This window comes from Roseateles sp. (assembly GCF_039595595.1).
Classification (GTDB): domain Bacteria; phylum Pseudomonadota; class Gammaproteobacteria; order Burkholderiales; family Burkholderiaceae_C; genus Roseateles.
Genome location: NZ_JBCNLG010000044.1, coordinates 1 through 23,622 on the forward strand (window position 1 = coordinate 1; position 23,622 = coordinate 23,622).

Annotated in this window: 23 protein-coding genes and 1 tRNA gene; 13 read left to right on the forward strand and 11 right to left on the reverse strand. The window is 68.1% G+C overall.

What is annotated here, in order from left to right:
* The 7 genes from ABDW61_RS25210 to ABDW61_RS25240 all read right to left on the reverse strand — a co-directional run.
* On the reverse strand, positions 1-713 hold a 713-nt coding region (locus ABDW61_RS25210), incomplete at its 3' end, for a citrate/2-methylcitrate synthase (RefSeq protein ID WP_343642738.1).
* A 32-nt stretch (positions 714-745) separates the two neighbouring features.
* Positions 746-1,027, reverse strand: a complete 282-nt coding sequence (locus ABDW61_RS25215) for a succinate dehydrogenase assembly factor 2 (RefSeq protein WP_343642740.1) — start codon at positions 1,025-1,027, stop codon at positions 746-748.
* 33 nt (positions 1,028-1,060) lie between these two features.
* On the reverse strand, positions 1,061-1,765 hold the full coding sequence (locus tag ABDW61_RS25220; RefSeq protein ID WP_343605992.1) for a succinate dehydrogenase iron-sulfur subunit: 705 nt from the start codon (positions 1,763-1,765) through the stop codon (positions 1,061-1,063).
* A gap of 19 nt (positions 1,766-1,784) precedes the next feature.
* Positions 1,785-3,602, reverse strand: a complete 1,818-nt coding sequence (gene sdhA, locus ABDW61_RS25225) for a succinate dehydrogenase flavoprotein subunit (RefSeq protein ID WP_343642742.1) — start codon at positions 3,600-3,602, stop codon at positions 1,785-1,787.
* 3 nt (positions 3,603-3,605) lie between these two features.
* Positions 3,606-3,968 carry a succinate dehydrogenase, hydrophobic membrane anchor protein gene (gene sdhD, locus ABDW61_RS25230; protein ID WP_343642743.1) on the reverse strand — a complete coding sequence of 121 codons (363 nt, stop codon included), beginning with the start codon at positions 3,966-3,968 and terminating at the stop codon, positions 3,606-3,608.
* A 58-nt stretch (positions 3,969-4,026) separates the two neighbouring features.
* Positions 4,027-4,467 carry a succinate dehydrogenase, cytochrome b556 subunit gene (gene sdhC, locus ABDW61_RS25235; protein ID WP_343642745.1) on the reverse strand — a complete coding sequence of 147 codons (441 nt, stop codon included), beginning with the start codon at positions 4,465-4,467 and terminating at the stop codon, positions 4,027-4,029.
* Positions 4,468-4,593: 126 nt separating this feature from the next.
* A complete protein-coding gene (locus ABDW61_RS25240; RefSeq protein ID WP_343642747.1) occupies positions 4,594-5,376 on the reverse strand; it encodes a GntR family transcriptional regulator in 783 nt (260 codons plus the stop codon).
* A gap of 275 nt (positions 5,377-5,651) precedes the next feature.
* Between ABDW61_RS25240 and ABDW61_RS25245 the strand changes: the two genes are divergently transcribed.
* The 6 genes from ABDW61_RS25245 to acnB all read left to right on the forward strand — a co-directional run bounded on the left by ABDW61_RS25245 (position 5,652) and on the right by acnB (position 12,221).
* Complete coding sequence (locus ABDW61_RS25245; protein ID WP_343642748.1) at positions 5,652-6,638, forward strand: malate dehydrogenase; 987 nt, start codon at positions 5,652-5,654, stop codon at positions 6,636-6,638.
* 188 nt (positions 6,639-6,826) lie between these two features.
* The gene (locus tag ABDW61_RS25250) at positions 6,827-7,837 is read left to right on the forward strand and encodes an aldolase/citrate lyase family protein (protein WP_343642749.1); all 1,011 of its coding nucleotides are present in this window, start codon (positions 6,827-6,829) and stop codon (positions 7,835-7,837) included.
* A 255-nt stretch (positions 7,838-8,092) separates the two neighbouring features.
* A complete protein-coding gene (locus ABDW61_RS25255) occupies positions 8,093-8,647 on the forward strand; it encodes a hypothetical protein (protein WP_343642750.1) in 555 nt (184 codons plus the stop codon).
* A gap of 236 nt (positions 8,648-8,883) precedes the next feature.
* Entirely contained in the window at positions 8,884-9,129 is a 246-nt protein-coding gene (locus ABDW61_RS25260; protein WP_343642751.1) for an AbrB/MazE/SpoVT family DNA-binding domain-containing protein, read from the forward strand.
* A gap of 4 nt (positions 9,130-9,133) precedes the next feature.
* The gene (locus ABDW61_RS25265; protein ID WP_091724139.1) at positions 9,134-9,571 is read left to right on the forward strand and encodes a type II toxin-antitoxin system VapC family toxin; all 438 of its coding nucleotides are present in this window, start codon (positions 9,134-9,136) and stop codon (positions 9,569-9,571) included.
* 61 nt (positions 9,572-9,632) lie between these two features.
* Entirely contained in the window at positions 9,633-12,221 is a 2,589-nt protein-coding gene (acnB, locus tag ABDW61_RS25270) for a bifunctional aconitate hydratase 2/2-methylisocitrate dehydratase (protein ID WP_343642752.1), read from the forward strand.
* A gap of 90 nt (positions 12,222-12,311) precedes the next feature.
* Here acnB and ABDW61_RS25275 read toward each other — a convergent pair whose 3' ends face one another.
* Together ABDW61_RS25275 and ABDW61_RS25280 are read right to left on the reverse strand one after the other, a co-directional pair.
* Positions 12,312-13,184 (reverse strand): YbgC/FadM family acyl-CoA thioesterase, encoded by an 873-nt coding sequence (locus ABDW61_RS25275; protein WP_343642753.1) that lies wholly within the window; start codon positions 13,182-13,184, stop codon positions 12,312-12,314.
* On the reverse strand, positions 13,181-14,191 hold the full coding sequence (locus tag ABDW61_RS25280; RefSeq protein WP_343642764.1) for an alpha/beta hydrolase: 1,011 nt from the start codon (positions 14,189-14,191) through the stop codon (positions 13,181-13,183). Before ABDW61_RS25280 ends, ABDW61_RS25275 begins: the two co-directional genes overlap by 4 nt.
* A 97-nt stretch (positions 14,192-14,288) precedes the next feature.
* Here ABDW61_RS25280 and ABDW61_RS25285 point away from each other — a divergent pair, with 97 nt between their 5' ends.
* The 5 genes from ABDW61_RS25285 to ABDW61_RS25305 all read left to right on the forward strand — a co-directional run bounded on the left by ABDW61_RS25285 (position 14,289) and on the right by ABDW61_RS25305 (position 19,427).
* Complete coding sequence (locus ABDW61_RS25285; protein WP_343642754.1) at positions 14,289-15,449, forward strand: iron-containing alcohol dehydrogenase; 1,161 nt, start codon at positions 14,289-14,291, stop codon at positions 15,447-15,449.
* A 153-nt stretch (positions 15,450-15,602) separates the two neighbouring features.
* On the forward strand, positions 15,603-16,190 hold the full coding sequence (locus ABDW61_RS25290; RefSeq protein WP_343642755.1) for a TetR/AcrR family transcriptional regulator: 588 nt from the start codon (positions 15,603-15,605) through the stop codon (positions 16,188-16,190).
* Between the two features lie 85 nt (positions 16,191-16,275).
* Positions 16,276-16,800, forward strand: coding sequence for a hypothetical protein (locus ABDW61_RS25295; RefSeq protein ID WP_343642756.1), 525 nt, complete (start codon positions 16,276-16,278; stop codon positions 16,798-16,800).
* A gap of 52 nt (positions 16,801-16,852) precedes the next feature.
* A tRNA-Cys gene (locus ABDW61_RS25300) sits at positions 16,853-16,925 on the forward strand.
* Positions 16,926-16,967: 42 nt separating this feature from the next.
* The gene (locus ABDW61_RS25305) at positions 16,968-19,427 is read left to right on the forward strand and encodes a hypothetical protein (protein WP_343642757.1); all 2,460 of its coding nucleotides are present in this window, start codon (positions 16,968-16,970) and stop codon (positions 19,425-19,427) included.
* A gap of 52 nt (positions 19,428-19,479) precedes the next feature.
* Here ABDW61_RS25305 and ABDW61_RS25310 read toward each other — a convergent pair whose 3' ends face one another.
* On the reverse strand, positions 19,480-19,794 hold the full coding sequence (locus ABDW61_RS25310) for a YMGG-like glycine zipper-containing protein (RefSeq protein WP_343642758.1): 315 nt from the start codon (positions 19,792-19,794) through the stop codon (positions 19,480-19,482).
* Between the two features lie 184 nt (positions 19,795-19,978).
* Here ABDW61_RS25310 and ABDW61_RS25315 point away from each other — a divergent pair, with 184 nt between their 5' ends.
* The gene (locus tag ABDW61_RS25315; RefSeq protein WP_343642759.1) at positions 19,979-21,514 is read left to right on the forward strand and encodes an alkaline phosphatase D family protein; all 1,536 of its coding nucleotides are present in this window, start codon (positions 19,979-19,981) and stop codon (positions 21,512-21,514) included.
* Between the two features lie 38 nt (positions 21,515-21,552).
* On the opposite strand, the gene ABDW61_RS25320 is transcribed toward ABDW61_RS25315, so the two are convergent.
* Positions 21,553-22,530, reverse strand: coding sequence for a helix-turn-helix domain-containing GNAT family N-acetyltransferase (locus tag ABDW61_RS25320; RefSeq protein WP_343642761.1), 978 nt, complete (start codon positions 22,528-22,530; stop codon positions 21,553-21,555).
* 460 nt (positions 22,531-22,990) lie between these two features.
* Here ABDW61_RS25320 and ABDW61_RS25325 point away from each other — a divergent pair.
* Positions 22,991-23,622 (forward strand): hypothetical protein (locus tag ABDW61_RS25325; RefSeq protein ID WP_343642762.1); only part of this gene is annotated, 632 nt, incomplete at its 3' end.

Below are 23,622 nucleotides of genomic sequence, written 5' to 3' on the forward strand. Positions count from 1 at the left end.
GCGTTCTGCTCGTGGTCCGCGTGCAGCGTGAAGATGCGGTCCATCGCGCGCACCAGCACGTCGTTGGGCTTGTACTCCTCGCAGGGCGTGGCGAACATCATGCGCATGAAGTTGCCGGCGTACGAGAGGTCGTTCTTCGGGTAGATGTAGGGCTGGCCGATCGTGTACTTGTAGGCCATCGCCACCAGCGTCGGCATCTTCGCGATCAGGCGGATCGCGGCGATCTCGCGGTGCTCGGGGTTATTGATGTCGGTGCTGTCGTGATAGAAGGCCGACAGCGCGCCCACCAGGCCCGTCATCACCGCCATCGGATGCGCGTCGCGGCGGAAGCCGCGCAGGAAGAACTGCATCTGCTCGTTGACCATCGTGTGGTTGGTCACGCGGCTGACGAACTCCTCCTTCTGCGACGGGGTCGGCAGTTCCCCGTAGAGCAGCAGGTAGCAGGTCTCGAGGTAGTCGCAGTTCACCGCGAGCTGCTCGATCGGGTAGCCGCGGTACAGCAGCTCGCCCTTGTCGCCATCGATGTAGGTGATGGTCGAGTTGCACGAGGCGGTCGACAGGAAGCCCGGGTCGTAGGTGAACTTGCCGGTCTGCGCGTAAAGCTTGCGGATGTCGATCACATCCGGACCGATGGTGCCCTTGTACAGGGGCAGATCCATTTGCGGGCTGCCGTCGGAGAACGACAGGGTGGCTTTGACGTCAGACGGGGTCATGGGCATTCCTTATGACTTCGGGGGGTTCTTGTTTACTGAGGGGTCCGCAGCATCGCCAGCACCGCATGCACGTCGGGCCGGTCCAGGTCGTCGGCCGGCTCCTTGCGGGCCAGCAGCAGATCGAGCAGGTCGTTGTCCGACAGGTCCATCAGCTGCCGCAGGCCTTCCGCGTGGAACTCGGTGAGCTCACCTTCGTGCCGCTGGAAGAACCGCTCGATGAAAAGGTCATTCTCCAGCAGACCACGGCGGCAACGCCATTTCAGTTTGGAGAGATCCCTCTCGTCGATGAGGGTGTTCGTGGCGGCGGCGTTCATGCGTGTGCGCGATGCTGTCTGTGGCGGCCGGACTCAGACGGCGCGACGCACCATCAGTTCCTTGATCTTGCCGATCGCCTTGGTCGGGTTCAGACCCTTGGGGCAGACGTCGACGCAGTTCATGATGGTGTGGCAGCGGAACAGGCGGTACGGGTCCTCGAGGTTGTCCAGGCGCTCCGCGGTGGCCTGGTCGCGGCTGTCGGCGATGAAGCGGTAGGCCTGCAGCAGGCCGGCGGGACCGACGAACTTGTCGGGGTTCCACCAGAAGCTGGGGCAGCTCGTCGAGCAGCTGGCGCACAGGATGCACTCGTACAGGCCGTTGAGCTCCTCGCGCTCCTCGGGCGACTGCAGGCGCTCCTTCTCGGGCGGCGCCTCCTCGTTCACCAGGAACGGACGGATCGAGTTGTACTGCTTGAAGAACTGCGTCATGTCCACGATCAGGTCGCGGACGACGGGCAGGCCCGGCAGCGGCTTGAGCACGATGACGTCCGGCAGCGAGCGCAGGTTGGTCAGGCAGGCCAGGCCGTTCTTGCCGTTGATGTTCATCGCGTCGGAACCGCACACGCCTTCGCGGCACGAGCGGCGGAACGACAGCGACGGATCCACTTCCTTGAGCTTGAGCAGGGCGTCCAGCAGCATGCGTTCGTTGCCGGCGAGCTCCAGCTCGATGGTCTGCATGTAGGGCTTGGCGTCCTTGTCCGGGTCGTAGCGGTAGATCTTGAAGGTGCGCTTGATCATTTGAATGCTCCTGCGGCGCTCAGAAGGTACGGACCTTCGGCGGGACGCTCTCGACGGTCAGCGGTTGGAGGTTGACCGGCTTGTAGGTCAGGCTGTTGGACTTGGAATGCCACAGGGTGTGCTTCATCCATTCCTTGTCGTTGCGGCCCAGCGGGAATTCCGCATCGTCCGGACCACGCTCGTAGTCGTTGACGGTGTGGGCGCCGCGGCATTCCTTGCGGGCGGCGGCGGACACGATGGTGGCCTGGGCGGCCTCGATCAGGTTGTCCACTTCCAGCGCCTCGACGCGGGCGGTGTTGAAGACCTTGGACTTGTCCTTCAGCGTGATGTTCCTGACCCGCTCGCGGATGGCGGCGACGGCGGTGACGCCCTCGTCCAGCAGCGCCTGGGTGCGGAACACGCCGGCGTGCGACTGCATCGCGGCGCGCAGGTCGTTGGCGACGTTCTGGGCGTACTCGCCGCCGGTGTTGGACTCCAGGCGGGCCAGGCGCGCCAGCGTCTGGTCGGCGGCGTCCTTGGGCAGCGGCTTGTGGGCCTTGCCCGCGGCCTTGAAGCCCTTGTGCGCCTCGACGATGTGGTTGCCCGCGGCGCGGCCGAAGACCACCAGGTCCAGCAGCGAGTTCGTGCCCAGGCGGTTGGCGCCGTGCACCGACACGCAGGAGCACTCGCCCACCGCGTACAGGCCGTTGACCACCGACTTGTGATCGTCGCCCTTGGGGACGACGACCTGGCCGTGGACGTTGGTCGGGATGCCGCCCATCTGGTAATGGATGGTCGGCACCACCGGGATCGGCTCCTTGGTGATGTCGACGTTGGCGAAGTTGTGGCCGATCTCGAACACGGACGGGAGCCGCTTGAGGATGGTGTCGCCGCCCAGGTGGGTCATGTCCAGCACGACGTAGTCCTTGTTGGGACCGCAGCCGCGACCTTCCTTGATCTCCTGGTCCATGCAGCGCGAGACGAAGTCGCGCGGCGCCAGATCCTTCAGCGTCGGGGCGTAGCGCTCCATGAAGCGCTCGCCGTTGGCGTTGCGCAGGATCGCGCCCTCGCCGCGGCAGCCTTCGGTCAGCAGCACGCCGGCGCCGGCCACGCCGGTCGGATGGAACTGCCAGAACTCCATGTCCTGCAGCGGGATGTCGGCGCGCGCCGCCATGCCCAGACCGTCGCCGGTGTTGATGAAGGCGTTGGTCGAGGCCGCGAAGATGCGTCCCGCGCCGCCGGTGGCCAGCAGCACGGTCTTGGCTTCGAGGATGTGGATCTCGCCCGTCTCCATCTCCAGCGCGGTCACGCCGACCACGTCGCCGTCGGCATCGCGGATCAGGTCCAGCGCCATCCACTCGACGAAGAAGTTGGTGCGGGCCTTGACGTTCTGCTGGTACAGCGTGTGCAGCAGCGCGTGGCCGGTGCGGTCGGCCGCGGCGCAAGCGCGCTGGACCGGCTTCTCGCCGTAGTTGGCGGTGTGGCCGCCGAACGGACGCTGGTAGATCGTGCCGTCCGGGTTGCGGTCGAACGGCATGCCGAAGTGCTCGAGCTCGTAGACCACCTTCGGCGCTTCACGGCACATGAACTCGATGGCGTCCTGGTCACCCAGCCAGTCCGAGCCCTTCACGGTGTCGTAGAAGTGGTAGTGCCAGTTGTCTTCCGACATGTTGCCCAGGCTGGCGCCGATGCCGCCTTGAGCAGCCACGGTGTGCGAGCGGGTCGGGAAGACCTTGGACAGCACGGCCACGTTCAGGCCGGCGAGCGACAGCTGCAGCGACGCGCGCATGCCGGAGCCGCCGGCTCCCACGATGACGACGTCGAATTTGCGCTTGGGCAGCGAGGTTCCGATTTGCATTTCTTACAGCCTCCAGAGCACTTGGATCGCCCAACCCGCGCAACCCGTCAACCACACCAGCGTGAACACATGCAGCGCCAGCCGCACGCCCACCGGCTTCACGTAATCCATCCAGATGTCGCGCACGCCGACCCAGGCGTGGTAGGCCAGCGAGACGATGAGCGCGAAGGTCAGGAACTTCATCCATTGCTTGCTGAAGATCCCGGCCCACAGGTCGTAGCCGATGGGCTGGCTGGTCAGCAGCACCTGCGCCAGCAGCACGAGGGTGAACAGCGCCATGAGCAGCGCGGTGGCGCGCTGGGCCATCCAGTCGCGCAAGCCGTAATGCGCACCGACAACGGTGCGCTTGCTTCCGTAGGTTGTCATTTTTTAAGTTGCCTTGGGAGTGATCGGAGATCGGGCGGTATCGGGTCCGCGGCGCGGATCAATACAGGCCGAACAGCTTCGCGCCGAGCGCCAGGGTCAGCACGATGCTCAGCACCAGCGTCACGATGGCGCTGCTCTTGCCTTGCTGCTTGCTGACGCTGTGGGTCGCATCCATCCACAGATGGCGCACGCCGGCGATGAAGTGATGGAGGTAGCCCCAGATCAGGGCCAGCGTCACCAGCTTGATGAACCAGCCCGGCAGGAAGCCGATGCCCGAGACGAACGCCGCGGTGAAGGTTTCGTACGAGATCTCCGACGTGAGGCTGTTGTCGAACATCCAGATCACGAACGGCAGCAGGAAGAACATCAGCAGACCGCTGATGCGGTGCAGGATCGAGACGATGCCCGCCGGCGGCAGGCGGTACGACACGATCTGCGTCACATGGATGTTGGTGTAGACCGGTCGTTTCTTGGTGGTGGCTTGGTTGGCGTCCGTCATGTCCGACCTTGTAATCAGTGTGAAACCCGAAGATTTTATTGCAACGCAACACCCCGGAAGGGTGTCCTGGGCGCTTGTCGTTTCCATGCCGTGCCATGGAAACGTCATCGCCACAACATGAAAGCATCAGTTCAGGTCGTTGCGATAGAAGTGGTGGGTGGTGTTGTAGAGACCGCGGCGCAACTCCACCGGCTTGTCGCCGTAGGTGAAGGAGAGCCGCTCCACGCTCAGCAGCGGACTGCCTCGCGTCACCTGCAGCAGCGCGGCGGAGTCCTCCTCCGCCGCGACCGCCCGGATCTTTTCCTGCGCGCGGATCATGTGCACGCCGAATTCGGTTTCGAGCAGACCGTAGAACGGGCCGCGATGCTCGAGCAGCCGCTCCGTCGTCAGGCCCTTGAAGAGCGCGCCCGGCAGCCAGATGTCGTCGAGCACCACCGGATGCCCGCCGCTGTGCAGCAGGCGGCGGATCTCGATGACCGGATCGCCGGCGCGCAGCTGCATCAGCTTGGCGATCCAGGCCGGCGCGCGCTGGCGCTTGCAGTCGAGCAGTTGACGGCCCAGCGTCGCCGACGCGTCGCCGTCGGGTGTCAGGCGCAGGAAGCGGTATTGCTGCTGCTGTTCGGCATGGGTGGCGACGAAGGTGCCCTTCCCTTGCTTGCGCACCAGCAGGTTGTCGGCCGAGAGCTCGTCGATGGCCTTGCGCACCGTCCCCTGACTCACCCCGAAGCGGGAGGCCAGCTCCATCTCGCTGGGGATGGTCTCGCCCGCCTTCCACTCGCCGGCCTGCAGGCCCTTGAGGATCAAGCCCTTGATCTGCCGATACAGCGGGCTGAACGACGGCGCGGCCTCCGCGCGCGCCAGCTCATTGAGCGGCGTCACGGGGTGGACCGGTGCGGCGGGGGGCGACATGGGGCGCGATTCGAGCACAAACGCCGCGCCAGCGTCCATCCTTCGAGGGGAGTCCGAGGCATTTAGTCTTATATAAGACACAAGAGTGTCGGAAAGAGTGTCGGTTCCGCGCCATGGAGGCCCGGCAATTGGGGGAGGCGCCCCATCCGGATGGGCGAAGAAGACCCTTTCGCGATCCGTGCCGCCGCGGTGCTGGCCTACACTTGCCGCCGCTGGCGCGGCCTGCGCCTCCTAGGTTCCCTAGATCGTTCACTCGCACTTTTCGGAGACTTCTGATGAGCAAGAAACCCGTTCGCGTCGCCGTCACCGGCGCCGCCGGCCAGATCGGCTATGCCCTGCTGTTCCGCATCGCCAGCGGCGAGATGCTGGGCAAGGACCAGCCCGTCATCCTGCAGCTGCTGGAAATCCCCGACGAGAAGGCCCAGAACGCGCTCAAGGGCGTGATCATGGAGCTGGAAGACTGCGCCTTCCCGCTGCTGGCCGGCATCGAAGCCCACAGCGATCCGATGACCGCCTTCAAGGACACCGACTACGCGCTGCTGGTCGGCGCCCGTCCGCGCGGCCCGGGCATGGAGCGTTCGGACCTGCTGGCCGCCAACGCCCAGATCTTCACGGTGCAGGGCAAGGCGCTGAACGCCGTGGCTTCGCGCAACGTGAAGGTGCTGGTGGTGGGCAACCCCGCCAACACCAACGCCTACATCGCGATGAAGTCGGCCCCGGACCTGCCGGCCAAGAATTTCACCGCCATGCTGCGCCTGGACCACAACCGCGCCGCCTCGCAGATCGCCGCCAAGACCGGCAAGCCGGTCGCCGGCATCGAGAAGCTGGCCGTGTGGGGCAACCACTCGCCGACGATGTACGCCGACTACCGCTTCGCCACCATCGACGGACAGCCGGTCAAGGCGCTGATCAACGATGAAGAGTGGAACCGCACCACCTTCCTGCCGACCGTGGGCAAGCGCGGCGCCGCGATCATTGCCGCGCGCGGTCTGTCGTCGGCGGCCTCGGCCGCCAACGCCGCCATCGATCACATGCGCGACTGGGCCCTGGGCACGAACGGCAAGTGGGTCACGATGGGCATTCCGTCGGACGGTTCGTACGGCATTCCGAAGGAAGTCATGTTCGGCTTCCCGGTGACCGTCGAGAACGGCGAGTACAAGATCGTCCAAGGCCTGGAGATCGACGCCTTCTCGCAAGAGTGCATCAACAAGACGCTGAACGAGCTGCTGGAAGAGCAGAACGGCGTCAAGCATCTGCTGTAACCGGGACCACCCCTACCGCCTTCGGCGGCCCCTCAAGGGGCGGCTCCGAGGCCCGGCAAAGCCGGATCCTCGTGCCCGGCTTGATGGGGACACGGCTTCGCCGGTCCGTCGTCAAGGCCGTATCGTTGGGCCGGGTTCTTCAAAAGGACCCGGCCCTTTTTCTTTTCCCTTTCATCCCACCGCGCCACATGACCCTGCCGCCTCATCCCGCCGACGCCCTGTTCGAAGAGGGCCAGGCGCCCGTCGTCCTGCCGGTCGTCGACCACTACTGCGGCGTCGAGACCCGCATGATCAAGAGCCTGGAGCTGCAGGCGCGGCTGGGCCCGGTCTTCGACATCACGCTCGATTGCGAGGACGGCGCGCCGGTCGGCGGCGAGGCCGAGCACATGCTGCTGGTGCTGCATCTGCTCAACGGCGCGTTGAACGCGCATGGCCGGGTCGGCGTGCGCGTGCATCCGTTCAGCCATCCGGCCTTCGAGGCCGACGTCGAGGCCGTGATCGCCGGCGGTGGCGAGAAACTGGCCTACCTGATGATCCCCAAGCCCGAGAGCTTCGACGATCTGAGCCGCGCGGCCGCCTTCATCGACGACGCCCTGAAGCGCCACGGCATCCGCAAGCCGCTGCCCTTGCACACGCTGATCGAGACCCACGGCGCATTGCGCGACGTGATGGCGATCGCGGCGCATCCGCGCATCGAATCGCTGTCCTTTGGCCTGATGGACTTCGTGTCGGCGCATCGCGGGGCGATCCCGCGCTCGGCGCTGACGGTCGAAGGCCAGTTCACGCACCCGCTGGTGCAGCGCGCCAAGCTTGAGATCGCCGCCGCTGCGCACTGCCACGGCAAGACGCCCTCGCACTGCGTGGTCACCGAGTTCAAGAGCGAGCGCGCGATCCAGTCCGCCGCCGAGCGCGCGGCGCGCGACTTCGGCTACACGCGGATGTGGAGCATCCATCCGAACCAGATCCAACCCATCATCGATGCCTTCGCGCCGAGCGTGGCCGAGATCGACGAGGCGATCGACATCCTGCAGGCGGCGCAGGCCGCCCAGTGGGCACCGATCCAGCACCGCGACATGCTGCACGACCGCGCGAGCTACCGGCTCTTCTGGCACCTGCTGCAACGCGCGCACGGCACGGGCCAGAAGCTGCCCGAGGAGGTCGAGCAGGCCTGGTTCGCGCCGCGCCCTTCGCCGCTCTGATCCCCCATCGAGAACCGCCCGCGCGCAGCGCGCCAACGGCCGCTTCACGCCATGCTGACGCGCGGAGGGCCGCCGCCTTCCGCGGCGCGCACAAGCGGGGGTTCCCCTAGTCGAAATCAACCGATTGACACATTAATTCGACGCGGGGGAACGTCGGCCTGCGGTAACAATTGCGCATCGCCGCCTCGCGGCGTTTCGTTTTTCGGCCACTCGCGCAGGCGGGTGGTTTTCCAGGTCCACTCCTCCCCACTCCGAATGCGACTGACCGCCCTCCTCCTGTCCGGCGCCACCGCCGCCGCGCTGACGCTGACCGCCGGCATGGCCGCCGCTCAACCCGATCCGAACGCTGGCGGCAAGCCCGCCGCGGCGAAGGCCAAGACCCCCGCCAAAACCGCCAAGAAGCCGGCCGTCAAGACCCCGCCGCCGCCTCCCCCGCTGCCGGAAGCCGACGACGAACAACTGGCCGCCGCCAAGCGCGCCTACCTGGGCCAGTACGACTGCGAGTTCAAGCAGTCGATCAACATCCAGCCCAACGCCAAGCACGCCGGCTACATCGACGTGGCCTACAAGAAGGACACCTTCACGATGAAGCCGGTGCTGTCATCCACGGGCGCGCTGCGCCTGGAAGACATCACGGGCCGCACGCTGATGGTCCAGATCGCCAACAAGTCGATGCTGCTGGACGTCAAGGCCGGTCAGCGCCTGGTCGACGACTGCATCCACCCCGAGCAGCGCGCCGCCATCGAGGCCGCCCGCGCCTCGTCGGCCCCCGCCGGCGAAGGCCTGGGCATCGCACCGAGCCAGCAGTAAACGCCGCGCGCGCGTGACCGTGAAGCCGCCCTCGAGGCGGCTTTTTCACGCCCGCCTCCACGGGGCTCGGCCGGCTTTCCGCAGCGGCGCGATCGGGTTCGCGAGCCGCGACTGGCTTTCACGAGCCGAAAGTACGTACAATTCGTGCATACTTTCTGCGTCATACCGTTCCCGCCGGACCGGTCATGAATTCGCCAGAAGCGTCGCCTAATCTCCCAGCACCGCCAGGAGCCCGCATGGAAGCCACCGTCGCCGAAAGAGGTCAGATCACCCTGCCCAAGGCCGTGCGCGACGCGCTCGGACTGACCAAGGGCACGACGCTCAAGGTGGAGCTCGACGGCGCGCGCATCATCCTGCGCAAGAACGTCGACGACGCCATCTCCCGCGCCCGCGGCCGCTTCAAGCTGCCCGAGGGCACCTCCACGGACGATGTCATGCGCGAGCTGCGCGGCCGTGCACCGGATGAGGCCTCGGAGGCCTGAACCCATGATCGCCGTCGACAGCTCCGTTCTCATCGACCTCCTGGGCGACGCGCCCGGCGCCGACGCGGCCGAGGCCGCGCTGCGCCTGGCGCTGTCCAGCGGCCCGGTGGTGCTGTGCGACGTGGTGCTGGCCGAAGTCACGGCCGGCCTCGGGCACGGCTCGGAGGTGATGGACGCGCTCGAGGAGATGGGCCTGCGCTTCCTGGCCATCGACCAGCGCGCGGCGATCCGCGCCGGCGAGATGCAACGCAAGTTCAAGCAACGGCTGGCCGACAAGGGGGCGCCTTCCGGCGCGCCCGAGGCCGCCGCCACGCGGGCGATGCCCGACTTCCTGGTGGGCGCGCACGCGATGTTGCAGTGCGACGGCCTGATCACCCGGGACCAGGGCTTCTTCCGAGACTATTTCAAGGGCCTCAAGGTCATCGTGCCCAGCGCGCCGTGATCGCCGAAACCCGCTCTCTCCCCGCTCTTTCGACCCAAGCACAGACCACACTGGAGTTCGCATGCTGCAAGCCTATCGCCAACATGAAGCCGAACGCGCCGCGCTCGGCATCCCGCCGCTGCCGCTCGACGCGAAGCAAGTCGCCGAGCTGATCGAGCTCATCAAGACCCCGCCGGCCGGCGAGGAGGCCTTCCTGCTGGATCTGCTGACGCACCGCGTGCCGCCGGGCGTGGACGATGCCGCCAAGGTCAAGGCCAGCTTCCTGGCCGCCGTCGCGCACGGCGACCTGAAGGTGGGCCTGATCTCCAAGGCCAAGGCCACCGAACTGCTGGGCACCATGGTGGGCGGCTACAACGTGCATCCGCTGATCGAGCTGCTGGACGACGCCGAAGTGGCGGGCGTCGCCGCCGACGGTCTGAAGAAGACCCTGCTGATGTTCGACTACTTCAATGACGTCGCCGCCAAGGCCAAGGCGGGCAACGCCAAGGCCAAGGAAGTGATGCAGAGCTGGGCCGACGCGGAGTGGTTCACCTCGCGTCCCGAGGTCGAGAAGAAGATCACCGTCACTGTCTTCAAGGTGCCGGGCGAGACCAACACCGACGACCTGTCCCCCGCGCCGGACGCGTGGAGCCGTCCCGACATCCCGCTGCATTACCTGGCGATGCTGAAGAACACCCGCCCCGACGCGGCCTTCAAGCCGGAAGAGGACGGCAAGCGCGGCCCGATGCAGTTCATCGAGGACCTGAAGAAGAAGGGCCACATCGTGGCCTACGTCGGCGACGTGGTGGGCACGGGCTCGTCGCGCAAGTCGGCGACCAACTCGGTGATCTGGGCCACCGGCCAGGACATCCCGTTCGTCCCGAACAAGCGTTTCGGCGGCGTGACGCTGGGCGGCAAGATCGCGCCGATCTTCTTCAACACGCAGGAAGACTCGGGCTCGCTGCCGATCGAGGTGGACGTGTCCAAGCTCGAGATGGGCGACGTCATCGACGTGCTGCCCTATGAGGGCAAGCTGGTGAAGAACGGCGAGACGGTGGCCGAGTTCAAGCTCAAGAGCGACGTGCTGTTCGACGAAGTGCGCGCCGGCGGCCGGATCAACCTGATCATCGGCCGCTCGCTGACCGCCAAGGCGCGCGAGTTCCTGGGCCTGCCGGCCTCGACGCAGTTCCGCCTGCCGCAGGCGCCGGCCGCATCCAAGGCCGGCTTCACGCTGGCGCAGAAGATGGTGGGCCGCGCGGTCGGCCTGCCGGAAGGCCAGGGCGTGCGTCCGGGCACTTACTGCGAGCCGAAGATGACGACGGTCGGTTCGCAGGACACGACCGGCCCGATGACCCGCGACGAGCTGAAGGACCTGGCCTGCCTGGGCTTCTCGGCCGACCTGGTGATGCAGTCCTTCTGCCACACCGCGGCGTATCCGAAGCCGGTGGACGTCAAGACGCACCGCGAGCTGCCCGCCTTCATCTCCAACCGCGGCGGCGTGTCGCTGCGTCCGGGCGACGGCGTGATCCACAGCTGGCTGAACCGCCTGCTGCTGCCTGACACCGTGGGCACGGGCGGCGACTCGCACACGCGTTTCCCGATCGGCATCTCCTTCCCGGCCGGTTCGGGCCTGGTGGCCTTCGGCGCCGCGACTGGCGTGATGCCGCTGGACATGCCGGAATCGGTGCTGGTGCGTTTCAAGGGTGAGATGCAGCCGGGCGTGACCCTGCGCGACCTGGTGCACGCGATTCCGCTGTACGCGATCAAGGCCGGTCTGCTGACCGTGGCCAAGGCTGGCAAGAAGAACATCTTCTCGGGCCGCATCCTGGAGATCGAAGGTCTGCCGGACCTGAAGGTCGAACAGGCTTTCGAGCTGTCCGACGCCTCGGCCGAGCGCTCGGCCGCCGGCTGCACGATCAAGCTGAATCCGGCGCCGATCAAGGAGTACCTGAGCTCCAACGTCGTGCTGATGAAGAACATGATCGCCGACGGCTACGCGGACGCGAAGACGCTGCAGCGCCGCATCGAGAAGGTCGAGGCCTGGCTGGCCAATCCGACGCTGCTGGAGGCGGACAAGGACGCCGAGTACGCGGCGGTGATCGAGATCGACCTGGCCGACATCACCGAGCCCATCGTCTGCTGCCCGAACGACCCGGACGACGCGAAGGTGCTGTCCGAGGTCGCCGGCACGAAGATCGACGAGGCCTTCATCGGTTCGTGCATGACCAACATCGGCCACTTCCGCGCGGCGGCGAAGCTGCTGGGCGGCCAGCGTGACATCCCGGTGAAGCTGTGGGTGGCGCCGCCGACGAAGATGGACCAGAGCGAGCTGATCAAGGAAGGCCACTACGCGGCCTTCGGCACGGCGGGTGCGCGCACCGAGATGCCGGGCTGCTCGCTGTGCATGGGCAACCAGGCGCAGGTTCGTGAAGGCGTGACGGTGATCTCGACCTCGACGCGGAACTTCCCCAACCGTCTGGGCAAGAACACGAACGTGTTCCTGGGCTCGGCCGAGCTGGCCGCGATCGCGTCCCGCCTGGGCCGCCTGCCGACCAAGGAGGAATACCTGAAGGAGATGGGTGTCATCGACGCCGACAAGGCCAGCGTCTACCGCTACATGAACTTCGACCAGATCGAGGAATACGCGGAGACGGCCAAGTCGGTCGCCTGAGCAAGTGAGCGGCGGGGATCTTGAGTCCCCTGCCCCAAAGCAAAGGGCCCGGAGGCGAAAGCATCCGGGCCCTTTGTGCTTGAGCTCGCGTCAGAGGCCCCGCACCATCTCCACGTGCGCGATCCCGGCCTCCTCGAACACCGGGCCGCGGCGCTGGAATCCGGCCCGCGTGTAGAAGCCCTCGGCGCTGAGCTGCGCGTGCAGCAGCACCTCGCGGTAGCCCTGCTCCCGGCCCGCCTGCATCAGCGCGTCCAGCACCTGGCGCCCGACCCGGCTGCCGCGCATCGGCGACAGCACCGCCATCCGCCCGATCTTCGCCACGCCCGGCACATGCTCCAGCAACCGGCCCGTCGCGAGCGGCCGGCCCAGCCGGTTGTACGCCACCGCGTGCGTGCAGCTCTCGTCGGCGGCGTCCCATTCCATGTCGGCGGGGATCTTTTGCTCCTCGACGAAGACAGCCTGGCGGATCTTGTGCGCGTCGCCCCCGAGCGTCGCCCAGTTGCCCACGCGCGCCTCGGTCATCGGCTCGCCGCGCTCGAAGCCCAGCAGCAGCTCGCGCAGCGCCTGCGGCACCGCCTTGGGCACGCGCGCCACCGGATCGGCGAAGACATAGACCAGCTCGCCATGCACCAGGCACTCGTCGCCGCGGAAGACCGCGCAGCCCACCGTCAGCGAGGTCGTGCCCACGCGCTCCGTGCGCACGCCGATGTCCAGCAGCTCGTCGTACAGCGCCGAGCCCAGGTACTCCAGCGTCGACTTCCGCACGAACAGGTCGCCCTCCAGCGCCTGCATCGTCGGCCCGTAAGGCAGCGCCAGCGCGCGCCAGTAGCCGCCGACCGCCGTGTCGAAGTAGGTCAGGTAGTGGCCGTTGAAGACGATCTGCTGCGCATCGACCTCGGCCCAGCGCACGCGCAGGCGTTCGAAGAAACGGAAGCGATCGCGGGAAAGCGCGGTGGTGGTCATGCGGACTCGCCGGAAGAAGTCGAAGGGGCCGATGGGGTCGACGCCGACGCCGTCGGCGCGGGCAGGCCGAAGGCCTCGCGCAGCGCGTCGGCGCAGGCGTCCAGCGCGAGGCTGGCCTCGGGAATGCTACGGCCCATCTTGATGAAGTCGTGTGTCACGCCGCGGAAGAGCTCCAGCCGCACCGCGTTGCCGTTGGCGCGCAGCAGGTCGGCGTAGGCGATGCCCTCGTCGATCAACGGATCGGCCTCGGCCAGGATCAGGCAGGCGGGCGCGAGCCCTTCGTGGTCTTCGGCCCGCAGCGGCGCGAAGCGCCAGTCTTCGCGGCGCTCGACCGGGATGTACTGGTTGAAGAACCACGCGATGGTCTCGGCATCGAGCAGATGCCCCTTGGCGAAGCGGCGATGGGAATCGGTGTCCGCGTGCGCGGTCGCGCCGGGCGTGATGAGCAACTGCATCGCCAGCGGGACGCCGAGCTGATCGCGGATGTCCCGCGCATGCAGCGCCGTCACCGCGGCGAGCGTGCCGCCGGCGCTGTCGCCGCCGACCGCGATGCGCTCGCGATCGAGGCCGAGCTCGGGCGCCGCCTTCGCCAGCCAGGCCAGCGCGGCCCAGCAATCGTCGACGGCAGCGGGGAACGGATGGTCCGGCGCGAGCCGGTAGTCCACCGCGATCACCGCGCAGCCGGTGCGCAGGGCCAACTGGCGGCACAGGCTGTCGTGGGTTTCCAGGTTGCCGATCACGAAGCCGCCGCCATGGAAGTACAGCAGCACCGGCAGGCCGCGCGGGTCGCTGGCAGCGGCTTCCTCGCGCGTCACCGGCGCGTAGAGACGGATCGCGATGTCGCCGCCGGGACCGGGGATTGCCCGATTCTCGACACGCGGCAGCGGCGCCCGCGGCAGGTCCAGGATCTCGGCGCCCATCAGGTAGGCGATGCGCGCCTGCTTGGGGGAGAGGCTGGGGAAGGACGGGCGGTTGGCGCGATGGATGCGCTCGAGCACCGCGGCCATCCGCGGTGTCAACAAGGTGCTACTCAACGGGAACTCCAGGGCGTAGGCTCAGCCGTTCGCCGAGCCGCAATCGCGGGATTTTCGCAGAGGACTCGAGATGGCACTGATCCAGTATCTGACCCACATCCACCTGGAAGCCGGCGCCCGCCGCGTCATCGGCGCGGAATGCGCCCGCGCCAGCATCACGCGGCCGCTGATCGTCACCGACAAGGGCGTGCGCGCGGCGGGCGTGCTCGATCTGGTCGTCGACGCCTGGACGGCCTCGCCGATCGATCCGGCCGCCCTGCCCGTCTACGACGGCACCCCGCCCAACCCCACCGAGGCAGCCGTGCGCGACGCCGCCGGGCTGTACCGCGCCAGTGGCTGCGACGGCCTGATCGCCATCGGCGGCGGATCGAGCATCGACCTGGCCAAGGGCGTCGCGATCGCGGCCACGCACGACGGACCGCTGACGCGCTACGCGACGATCCTGGGCGGCGCGGGGAACATCACGGCCAAGGCCGCGCCGGTGATCGCGGTGCCGACGACGGCGGGCACCGGCTCGGAGGTCGCGCGCGGCGCGATCATCATCGTGGACGACGGCCGCAAGCTGGGCTTCCACAACTGGGAGCTGATGCCGAAGTCGGCGGTCTGCGATCCGGAACTGACGCGCAAGCTGCCCGCGGCGCTCACTGCGGCGACCGGCATGGACGCGATCGCGCACTGCATGGAGACCTTCATGTCGTCGGCGTTCAACCCGCCGGCCGACGGCATCGCGCTGGAGGGCCTGCGCCGCGGCTGGCGGCAGATCGAGCGCGCGACCACGCATCCCGACGACATCGACGCGCGGCTGGACATGATGGCGGCGAGCACGATGGGCGCGCTCGCGTTCCAGAAGGGACTGGGCTGCGTGCATTCGCTGAGCCATGCGCTCGGCGGACTGATGCCGCGGCTGCACCATGGGACGCTGAACGCGGTGTTCCTGCCGGCGGTGATCCGTTTCAACGGGATGCATGACTCGATGCGGCGCGACGACAAGATCGCGCGCCTGGGCCACGCGATGAACCTGCAGGAAGGCACGCCGGCCGACGAACTCGCCGGCGCGGTCAAGGCGCTGAACCAGCGGCTGGGCCTGCCGTCGGGGCTGGGCGAAATGGGCGTGACGGCCGACCTGTACGAACAGATCATCGAGCGCGCGCTGCACGACCACTGCCACAAGACGAATCCCCGCGAAGCCTCGGCCAGCGACTACCGGCGGATGCTGGACGAGTCGATGTGACGCGTGAAGCAGGCGCGCTTTCGGCATGAACTCCCTCGCCCCCACGGGGAGCGGGCGCGGGAGAGGGGCGCCACGAAGGGCAGCAGCTCCTTTGACAAGCACTCTACCAACTAGTAGAGTGCGAACCAGTTTCACTCAGTTGCCCTCGCCTTGATGACCACCGAGCTCTCCCCCAAGGCCGCCGAGATCGTCGCGCACACGCGCTCGCTGCTGGTCGCCGGGGGCTACAACAGCTTCAGTTACGCCGATCTGGCCGAGCGGGTGAGCATCACCAAGGCCAGCATCCATCACCACTTCCCGAGCAAGGCCGCGCTGGTGACGACGGTGGTGACGCTGTACCGGCAGGAGGCGAAAGCGGGCCTGGGATCGCTGGAGGCGCAGTTCGACGATCCCTTGTCCGAGCTCAACGCCTACGCCGACTACTGGGCCAGCTGCATCCGCAGCGGCGAGCATCCCTTCTGCATCTGCGCGATGCTGGCGACCGAGCTGCCGACCATCCCCGAGGAGGTCGCGGTCGAGGTTCGAGGCCATTTCCACGACCTGAATGCCTGGCTGACCTCGGTGCTCAAGCGGGGTGCCGCACGCGGCCAGTTCCACCTGCTCAACAGCCCGGCGGTATCCGCGCGCGCCTTCATGGCGGTGGTGCATGGCGCGATGCTGATGGCCCGCGCGCTCGATGACCCGAAGTCTTTCGCCACCATCGTGCAGCCAGCGATCCTCAAGCTGACACAGCCCGCCTGACCCAGGCTCATCACGAGGGCGGCCATGCCGCCCATTCTTTGAACCTCGATATCTACCAAGTAGTAGATAGAAAGCGACTCACCTCATGCCTCATCCACTTTCTCCGCTGGGCATTGCCCACACGCTGATCAGTCTCGCGCCGGTGGTGGCGGGGCTGTGTGGCTTCGTCCGCTTCGGCCGCATCGAGACCGGCTCGCGGGCCGGGCGGGTCTATCTCGCCGGGCTCGCGCTGTCGGTCTTCACGTCCTTCGGACTTTCCAGCGTCGTGGGCGTCAATCCCGGCCATGTGCTGGGCGTGCTGGCGCTGCTCGCGGCCTTCGGCGGCACGCTGCTCGTGCCGCGGCTGCGCTTCCTGGGCAGGCTGGGGCCGTACCTGAAGACCTTCGGCCTCTCCTTCAGCTTCTTCCTGCTGCTGGTGCCCGGCATCAACGAGACGCTCAGCCGCCTGCCCGCCGCGCACCCCGTCGCGACGGGGCCGGAGGACCCGGTGGTGAAGACCGCGCTGTTCGTCTGGCTGCTGCTCTTCATCGCCGGCTTCGTGCTGCAGAGCGTGCGGCTCAGCAAGACGCGGCCTGAAGGAGACGACCGCATCGGCGCATCGACGCCGTGAGGCGCAGCCACGCCCAACGGCGCAGATGCCGCGTGTACGATGCCCCCTCGTCCTTGGAGTAGCTCAGTTGGGAGAGCCGTGGGCTGCACACCCGCGAGGCGCAGGTTCGATCCCTGCCTCCAAGCCCCGACACCGGCCGGCACCGATTGCCCCGAGCCCTCACGCCCATGACCACGCCTGGCAATGGTCCGACAGACCCGCGCGCCGCGCCCGGTTTTGGCACCGGATACCTGGCCGGCGAACTCGCCAGGACCTTGCGCGCGGCGGCCGCCCATACCGATGCCGGTTTGCGCCAGCGTGCGCAAGCCCGCGCGCAGCGCCTCATGGAGACGATCGAGCATCTGTTCACTGGCAAGACCCGCGTAGGCGACCGGCAGCCTCACGTGGACATGCCGGCCTGGGCGACGCCGGAAGTCGTACGGGGCGGTTTCGCCAGCGGGCAAGCGGCGGCCGGCGGCGATTGGCGGCCTCACGAACTCGCGCTGGCTGCCCGGCTCGGCGCGGCGAGCGGCGGCGCGCGCACCCGGCTCAACGGCCATCACCTCACGCGCGAAGGCCTCGACGAGCTGCATGGGCAACTCGCTTCCCGCGAATACCGGATCGACGTCCCCGAAGAGGCCGCGCTGCTCGTCATGCGCTGGCTGATGGCGCGGGGCGAGCACGCGATCGCGGCCGCGTTGATCGAGCACATCGAACCGTTCTTCGATCGGATGCGCTTCTATCCGCGGCCGGCCGATACGCCCCTCCCCGCTCCGTCCGCGGGCATCGATGCGCCGGTGCTCGCGCGCAGCGTTCATTCGGTCGCCGAAGGGCTCGAGCGCAAGCAGCCCTCCAAGGAGGTCGAATCCATGCGCGAGCACTACGAGGTCTGGGCGCCGCTCAAGGATGAGCTCGTGACGCTCATGCTCGACACCGTGGAAGGGCCGGTTCCTCACTTTGCGGGAGAAGGCCCGGAGCGCTGCCCGGCCGGCGGCCTGCCCTTCACGCGCCTGCCATCCGATTTCGAGGAACGCCGCGTCGAGCTTCTGCGGCGGATCGCGGCGGCGCGCCAGCGCCATCGGCGTTGTCAGCGCGTCCATCGCCAGAACGAAGTGCTGGGGCTGTTCACCGCCGCACTGACCGCCTGGCCGGCGCTCGATGCGGCGGGACGGGCGCAATGGGCGGCGCGGGTGCGGCATCGGCTCGCTGGCTTCATTGACGCTCGCGGCGTGCCTGGCTCGGATCGCCACCGCGCGATGCGCGCGCGCCAGGCCGTGGGACCGAGCCATGCAAGGATCGCGGGAGTCCTCGCAGCGCGCCTCAAGTCGCTGGTCGAGCCGGGCGCAGGGATCACCCCGGCCATCGCGGCCATGGCCGCGCGCCCCATCGTCATGGAGGAGCAGCTCGCCGCCGTTCCCGCGGGCACGCCGGTGCCGGCTCAACTCCTGGCGCGCCTGCAGGCCGCGGAGGAGGCGCCGCTCGCCGCTCTGATCGAACGCCGGGCGATCCGCTCCAGCGAAGCGCTGGCGGTCCTGCTGCCTCAGCTCGCCGGCCCCGCGCTGGCGACGCGCTTCACCGACCCGGCCGCGCGTGCGCTGCATGCCGCGAGCTATCAGGCGTTTCGTCGCCGCCGCTCGTTGCTGCTGCTGTGGCTGCAGCATCAGGTGCGCTTCTCGGAGCTGCCATGGATCGCCTCGCTCGAGGCTTGCGCGGATGCCGATGCGGCGCCGGCCGCGAAGGACACGCTGCGCCAGTTCGCGGCCTTCGCCATTCAGGCCTTCCCTGCCACGGTCACGCCCAACAAGCTGGTCTCGGAACTGGCGGCGCTGGCACGCATCGCCGTGCCCGCCGGCGATGCAGCCAAGGCGGCTGACGACGGGACCGAGTCTCCAGGGCTGCCGCTGGTCGAGGAACTGGCGTCCGACATCTTCATGGGCACGTTCTCGCTGAAGTTCGTGCAAGCGGCGCGCGTGGCGGCGCGGCTTCTGAAATCGCTTCCCGGCGGATCGCTCTACGCGAGGTATTACGGGATCGATGTCGACCGGGTGCTGTCGCTCCAGCGGGTCGAGGAGCGATGGGGCACGAAGACGTGCCCCGATTTCGATGCGTACTGTCTTGAACTCGCCGCGCTTCCCGCGGGCGGAAATTCGCGCGCGCGAAACGGCTCGATGATCGAGCAAGCCTCGATCCTGACCACGCACAACCTCGCGGTGCTGGTCGACGGACTGCAGTTGGAGCCATTGCTCTCACAGCAGTGGGAGGCGCTGGCCGAGCGGACGTTCCTCGCCGTGCTCGACCGGCTGGAACGGCGCGTCATCCCGAGGACGATCCCGCGCATCCAACGCATGAGGGCGAGCAAGACGCTCGCCTTCGGCTGGCGCCAGATGGTGTTCTTCATGGCCTTCCTGGCGCCGGCGAGTCAACTGGCATTCACGCGCCGATGCCGGGAGCTGCTGGCGGCGCGCACGCCGGCCGCACGCCAGCGTTTCGCGCCGGTGCTCGCGGGACTTGAGCGGGCAGCCTCCGGCGGGCTGATGCCACGCGAGGCGTCCCGGCATGAAGTCGACGGTTGCCGGCGCCTGCTGGGATGGTCCCTGGAGACGCCGTTCCTCATGGGCGAGATCGGCGGTCCACCGCCCACTCGCTGATCACGCCTGCCGGCAAGCGGCGCAGCGTCGCGCGGCAAACAGGCCAGACGCGTCAGCGGACGGTATGCGTACGTCCGTCCTCGTCGCGCCAATAGCGGCCGCCGCGTCCGTCGGAGTAGACCTCGCGATCCTTGCCGTCGATGAACAGGCGTCCGATCACGGCGCCGGCGACGGCGCCCACGGCCGCGCCGGTGAGCGCGCTGCCGCCCGTTGCGGCGCCGACGACCGCGCCGCCCACCGCACCGACGGCGGCGTTGCGCGCGTCGTTATGGTGGCGGCCGTCGGACGCGCAACCCGCGGCCAGGGCCGCACTGGCGACGACCACGAGCGTGGCCCGGGAGAGAGAGCTTGTGAGGGAGGTGGTCATGATGTCCCCTTCGTTGGTTGATGGGTCAAACAACGTTGCACCGGGGCCTTCGGCGGGCACGCCGAATCGATTGACGCTGGAGCAACGCGGGAGCGATGGCTGGCATCGACCACAGAGCGGCAAGCCCCATGCCTACGGCGGTTCGGTCGCTGAATTGACAAGGAACGGGATTACGCTTCGCGCCATGACCGCCCTCTGGACCCCTTCTCGCCGCGGCCTGCTGCAGGCCGCCCTTGCCGCCGGCTGCGTACCGGCCTTCCTGCGCCATGCCGATGCGGCTACGGAGCCGCTGTTCAGGCTCGGCGTCGCCTCGGGCAGCCCGAGGGCGGATGGCGTCGTGCTCTGGACGCGCCTGCTGGGCGATGCGCTGCCCGCCGAAGTCGCCGTCCAGTGGGAAGTGGCCGAGGACGAAGGCTTCAAGACCATCGTCGCGCGCGGCACCGAGCAGGCCGAACCCGGCACCGCGCACAGCGTTCACGCCGAGCCGTCGGGCCTGCGCCCCGACCGCTGGTACTGGTATCGCTTCCGCGCCTTGGGACAGGAAAGCGCTGCGGGCCGCACGCGCACCACGCCGGCCGCGGACGCGAGGCCCGCCTCGCTCCGCTTCTCGATCGCGTCCTGCCAGCGCTGGGATCACGGCGAGTACGCCGCCTGGAGCGACATGGCGAAGCAGGACCTCGACCTGGTGCTCTTCCTCGGCGACTACATCTACGAATCGGCCACCGCCATCGACGGCAAGGCGCCCCGCCGCCACGCCGGCGGGGCCTGCCACACACTGGACGACTACCGCGCCCGCTACGCGCAGTACAAGAGCGATCCGCGCTTGCAGGCGATGCATGCCAAGGCGCCATGGATCCTCATCTGGGACGACCACGAGGTCCAGAACGACTGGGCCGGCGATGTCTCGGAGGACCTGGCCCCGGACTTCCATCAACGCCGCATCGCCGCCGCGCAGGCGTACTGGGAGCACCAGCCGTTCCCGGCATCGATGCGGCCCAAGGGCGTGGACATCGTGCTCAGCCATCGCGTCGACTGGGGCCGCCTGGCACGGCTGATCACCATCGACGACCGCTCCTGGCGCGATCAGCAGGTCTGTCCCAAGCCGGGCCGCGCGGGCTCCAACACCGTGAACGTGAAGGACTGCCCCGACCTGCTCAACCCGCGCCGCACGCTGCTCGGCGCGCCGCAGGAGCAGTGGCTGCGCGACAGCTGGGACGCGACCCGTCCCTGGAACCTGCTCGCGCAGCAGACGCTGATGACGCGCTTCAACGCGCAGGACCCGGCCAAGGGACCTGGCCGCTACTGGACCGACGGCTGGGACGGCTACCCCTTCGCCCGCGAGCGCCTGCTGCGCGATCTCGCGTCGCGGCGCGTGCCCAATGCGGTCGTGCTCGGCGGCGACGTCCACGCCAACTACGTCGCCGACCTGAAGCTCGACTGGAACGACGAGAAGGCCGCGGTGCTCGCGAGCGAGTTCTGCGGCACCTCGATCTCCAGCGCCGGCCGCGAGCAGTCGCAGGTCGACAAGGCCCTGCCCTTCAATCCGCACATCCGCTACGGCCGCAGCGACCAGCGCGGCTACATGCGCTTCGAGCTCCAGGCCGGCCGATTGGATGCCGAACTGCGCAGCGTGCAATCGCCGTGGGACGCGGACAGCCCATCGTTCAGCGCGGCGCGCTTCGTGGTCGAGGCGGGACGGCCAGGACCTCAGCCGGCTTGAAGGGTTTCGCGGTCGTCTCGACCGCGCCGCTCTGATCGTCAGACCGCGTGGGCGGCCTGGAGATCCAGCTCCCACGTCTCCCCCACGAGGTCGAGCCCGAAACCGTGGAACGGCTCGCTGCCCGTGAGCTGATAGCCCGCCTTGCGATAGATGTGCTTCGCCGCGTCGAGCTGGCTGTTCGTCCACAGGCGCACGCGCCGGTAGCCGGCCTCGCGCGCGAAACGGTGGCACTCGGCGACGAGGCGGTCGCCCAATCCAAGCCCTCGCGCCGAGGGCTCGACCAGCAGCAGGCGCAGCTGGGCCAGGCCCTCGATCGGCGCGCGGGTCTGCTCGTCGCGCGCCTGCACCAGCGCCACGCTGCCGATGTTCACGCCGTCGCGCTCGGCGATCCAGCAGGCCTCGCGGCGCGGATCGAACTGCTCGATGAAGTCGGCCGCGATGCGCGCCACCAGCGCTTCGAAGCTCATGTCGAACTGGTACTCCCGCGCGTACAGCGCGCCGTGACGCGAGACCACCCACCCCATGTCGCCGGGGCGATGTGGCCGCAGCAGGAAGCCGCCCTTCCCCGGCTTCGAGCCGGGATCCTCGAGCAACCCCTGCACGCGCCGGAACGCCTGCAGCAGCTCCGCCTGTTGCGCGTCCCCCAGTTGGTCCAGCATCTCGCCCACCTGCTCGCGCGAGCGGCGGTCCAGCGGCTTGAACGCCCTGCGGCCCGCAGGGCTCAGCGTCAGCAGTGACTGCCGCGCATCCGTCTCGCTGCGCGCAGCGCGGACCAGATCGCGTTCCTTCAGGTCGCGCAGCAAGCGGCTGAGATAGCCAGCGTCCAGGTCCAACAGCCGGCCCAGGTCAGTGGCGGTGATGCCGGCGCCTCCCTCCAGATGCGCCAGCTCCCAGAGGATGCGGCACTCGGTCAGGCTGAACTCAGAATCGAGCAACCCCTCGTTGAGCACGCCGATGCGGCGTGTGTAGAAGCGGTTGAAGCGGCGGACGGCCTCGATGCGGTCAGGGTCGGTCATGGCGCGCATGCTGCGCGATATGCTTGCTTTTGGCAAATATTTATTTGCTTGACGCCTCCAATGCCTACTCGGCCCCTGGCGCTGAGGACGGTATGGCGGACACCCGAACCATCTCGCGGTGCCCGGCGTTGTTGTTTGTGGGAGCGCGCAGGCGGGCCGGGTGGCGCATGTGGCGCGGTGATGTCGCGGTGATGGATGTAAAGCGCCGCGGGCCGCAGGCGGGCGTCATCTCCCTCCGGCAGAATCCCGGCCACATTCAATCAGGGAGAGAGGCGGCCCGGCATCGAGCGCGACAGACGCTCGCCGGACCCTCGCGCATCGGCTCATGCTCATGAGCCGCTCCTCCCTGCTGCCGTTTTTCTTGCAGATCGGGTGAGGAGCGATGACGCTATCAATTGCCATGCGTGCGTGCCTGCGGGCCGTGCAATCTCTTGTGTCGTCCAGAAGCGGGGCTGCGGCCATGCTCTGGCTCATCGCGGTGCTGACCGCCGGTCCGGCGATGGCCAGCGAGCGGCTGATGCCCTCGGAATGGCGGCTCGACGCGACGGAGTACGGTCCAGCGTGCGCTGAATCGAAAGGGGGCTGGACCTATAACGGCGGCACGTACCACACCGCTGCTACTGACGGTGCGCCTGGACGTCCCGAGCAGTACTTCGCGAGCTATCTGGCGCTGATCCAGGGCGGCCAGTGCTCGGCGGAGACCGCCTGCAACAGCAAGATCGAATGGACGGTGACGCAACCTTGCGCGGTCAGCGCCACGAGCTCAAGCAACGGCTCTGCGCTTTGCAAGCTGCAAGGCAAGTACATCCAGAAGTGCGGATGGAACGCTCCGTACGAGGTCACGGTCGATGGGATGGTGTCGGCCACCAAGACCTGCGACCAGTACTTCGACCCGCAAAGCCGCCAATGCGTCTGCCCGGAGGGGCAGGTGTACGTGAAGACGTCCAGTGGCGGCTACTGCACGCCGGTCCGTGATCGAGTGATCGCCACGCCGTGCAAGACCTGCTACGGCAATCCGATCTTTCCGGAGCAGGGCCTGAAGGTGCAGACGCTCACCGCCGGCTGGCAGCCATGGACGGGACTGAAGCTGAC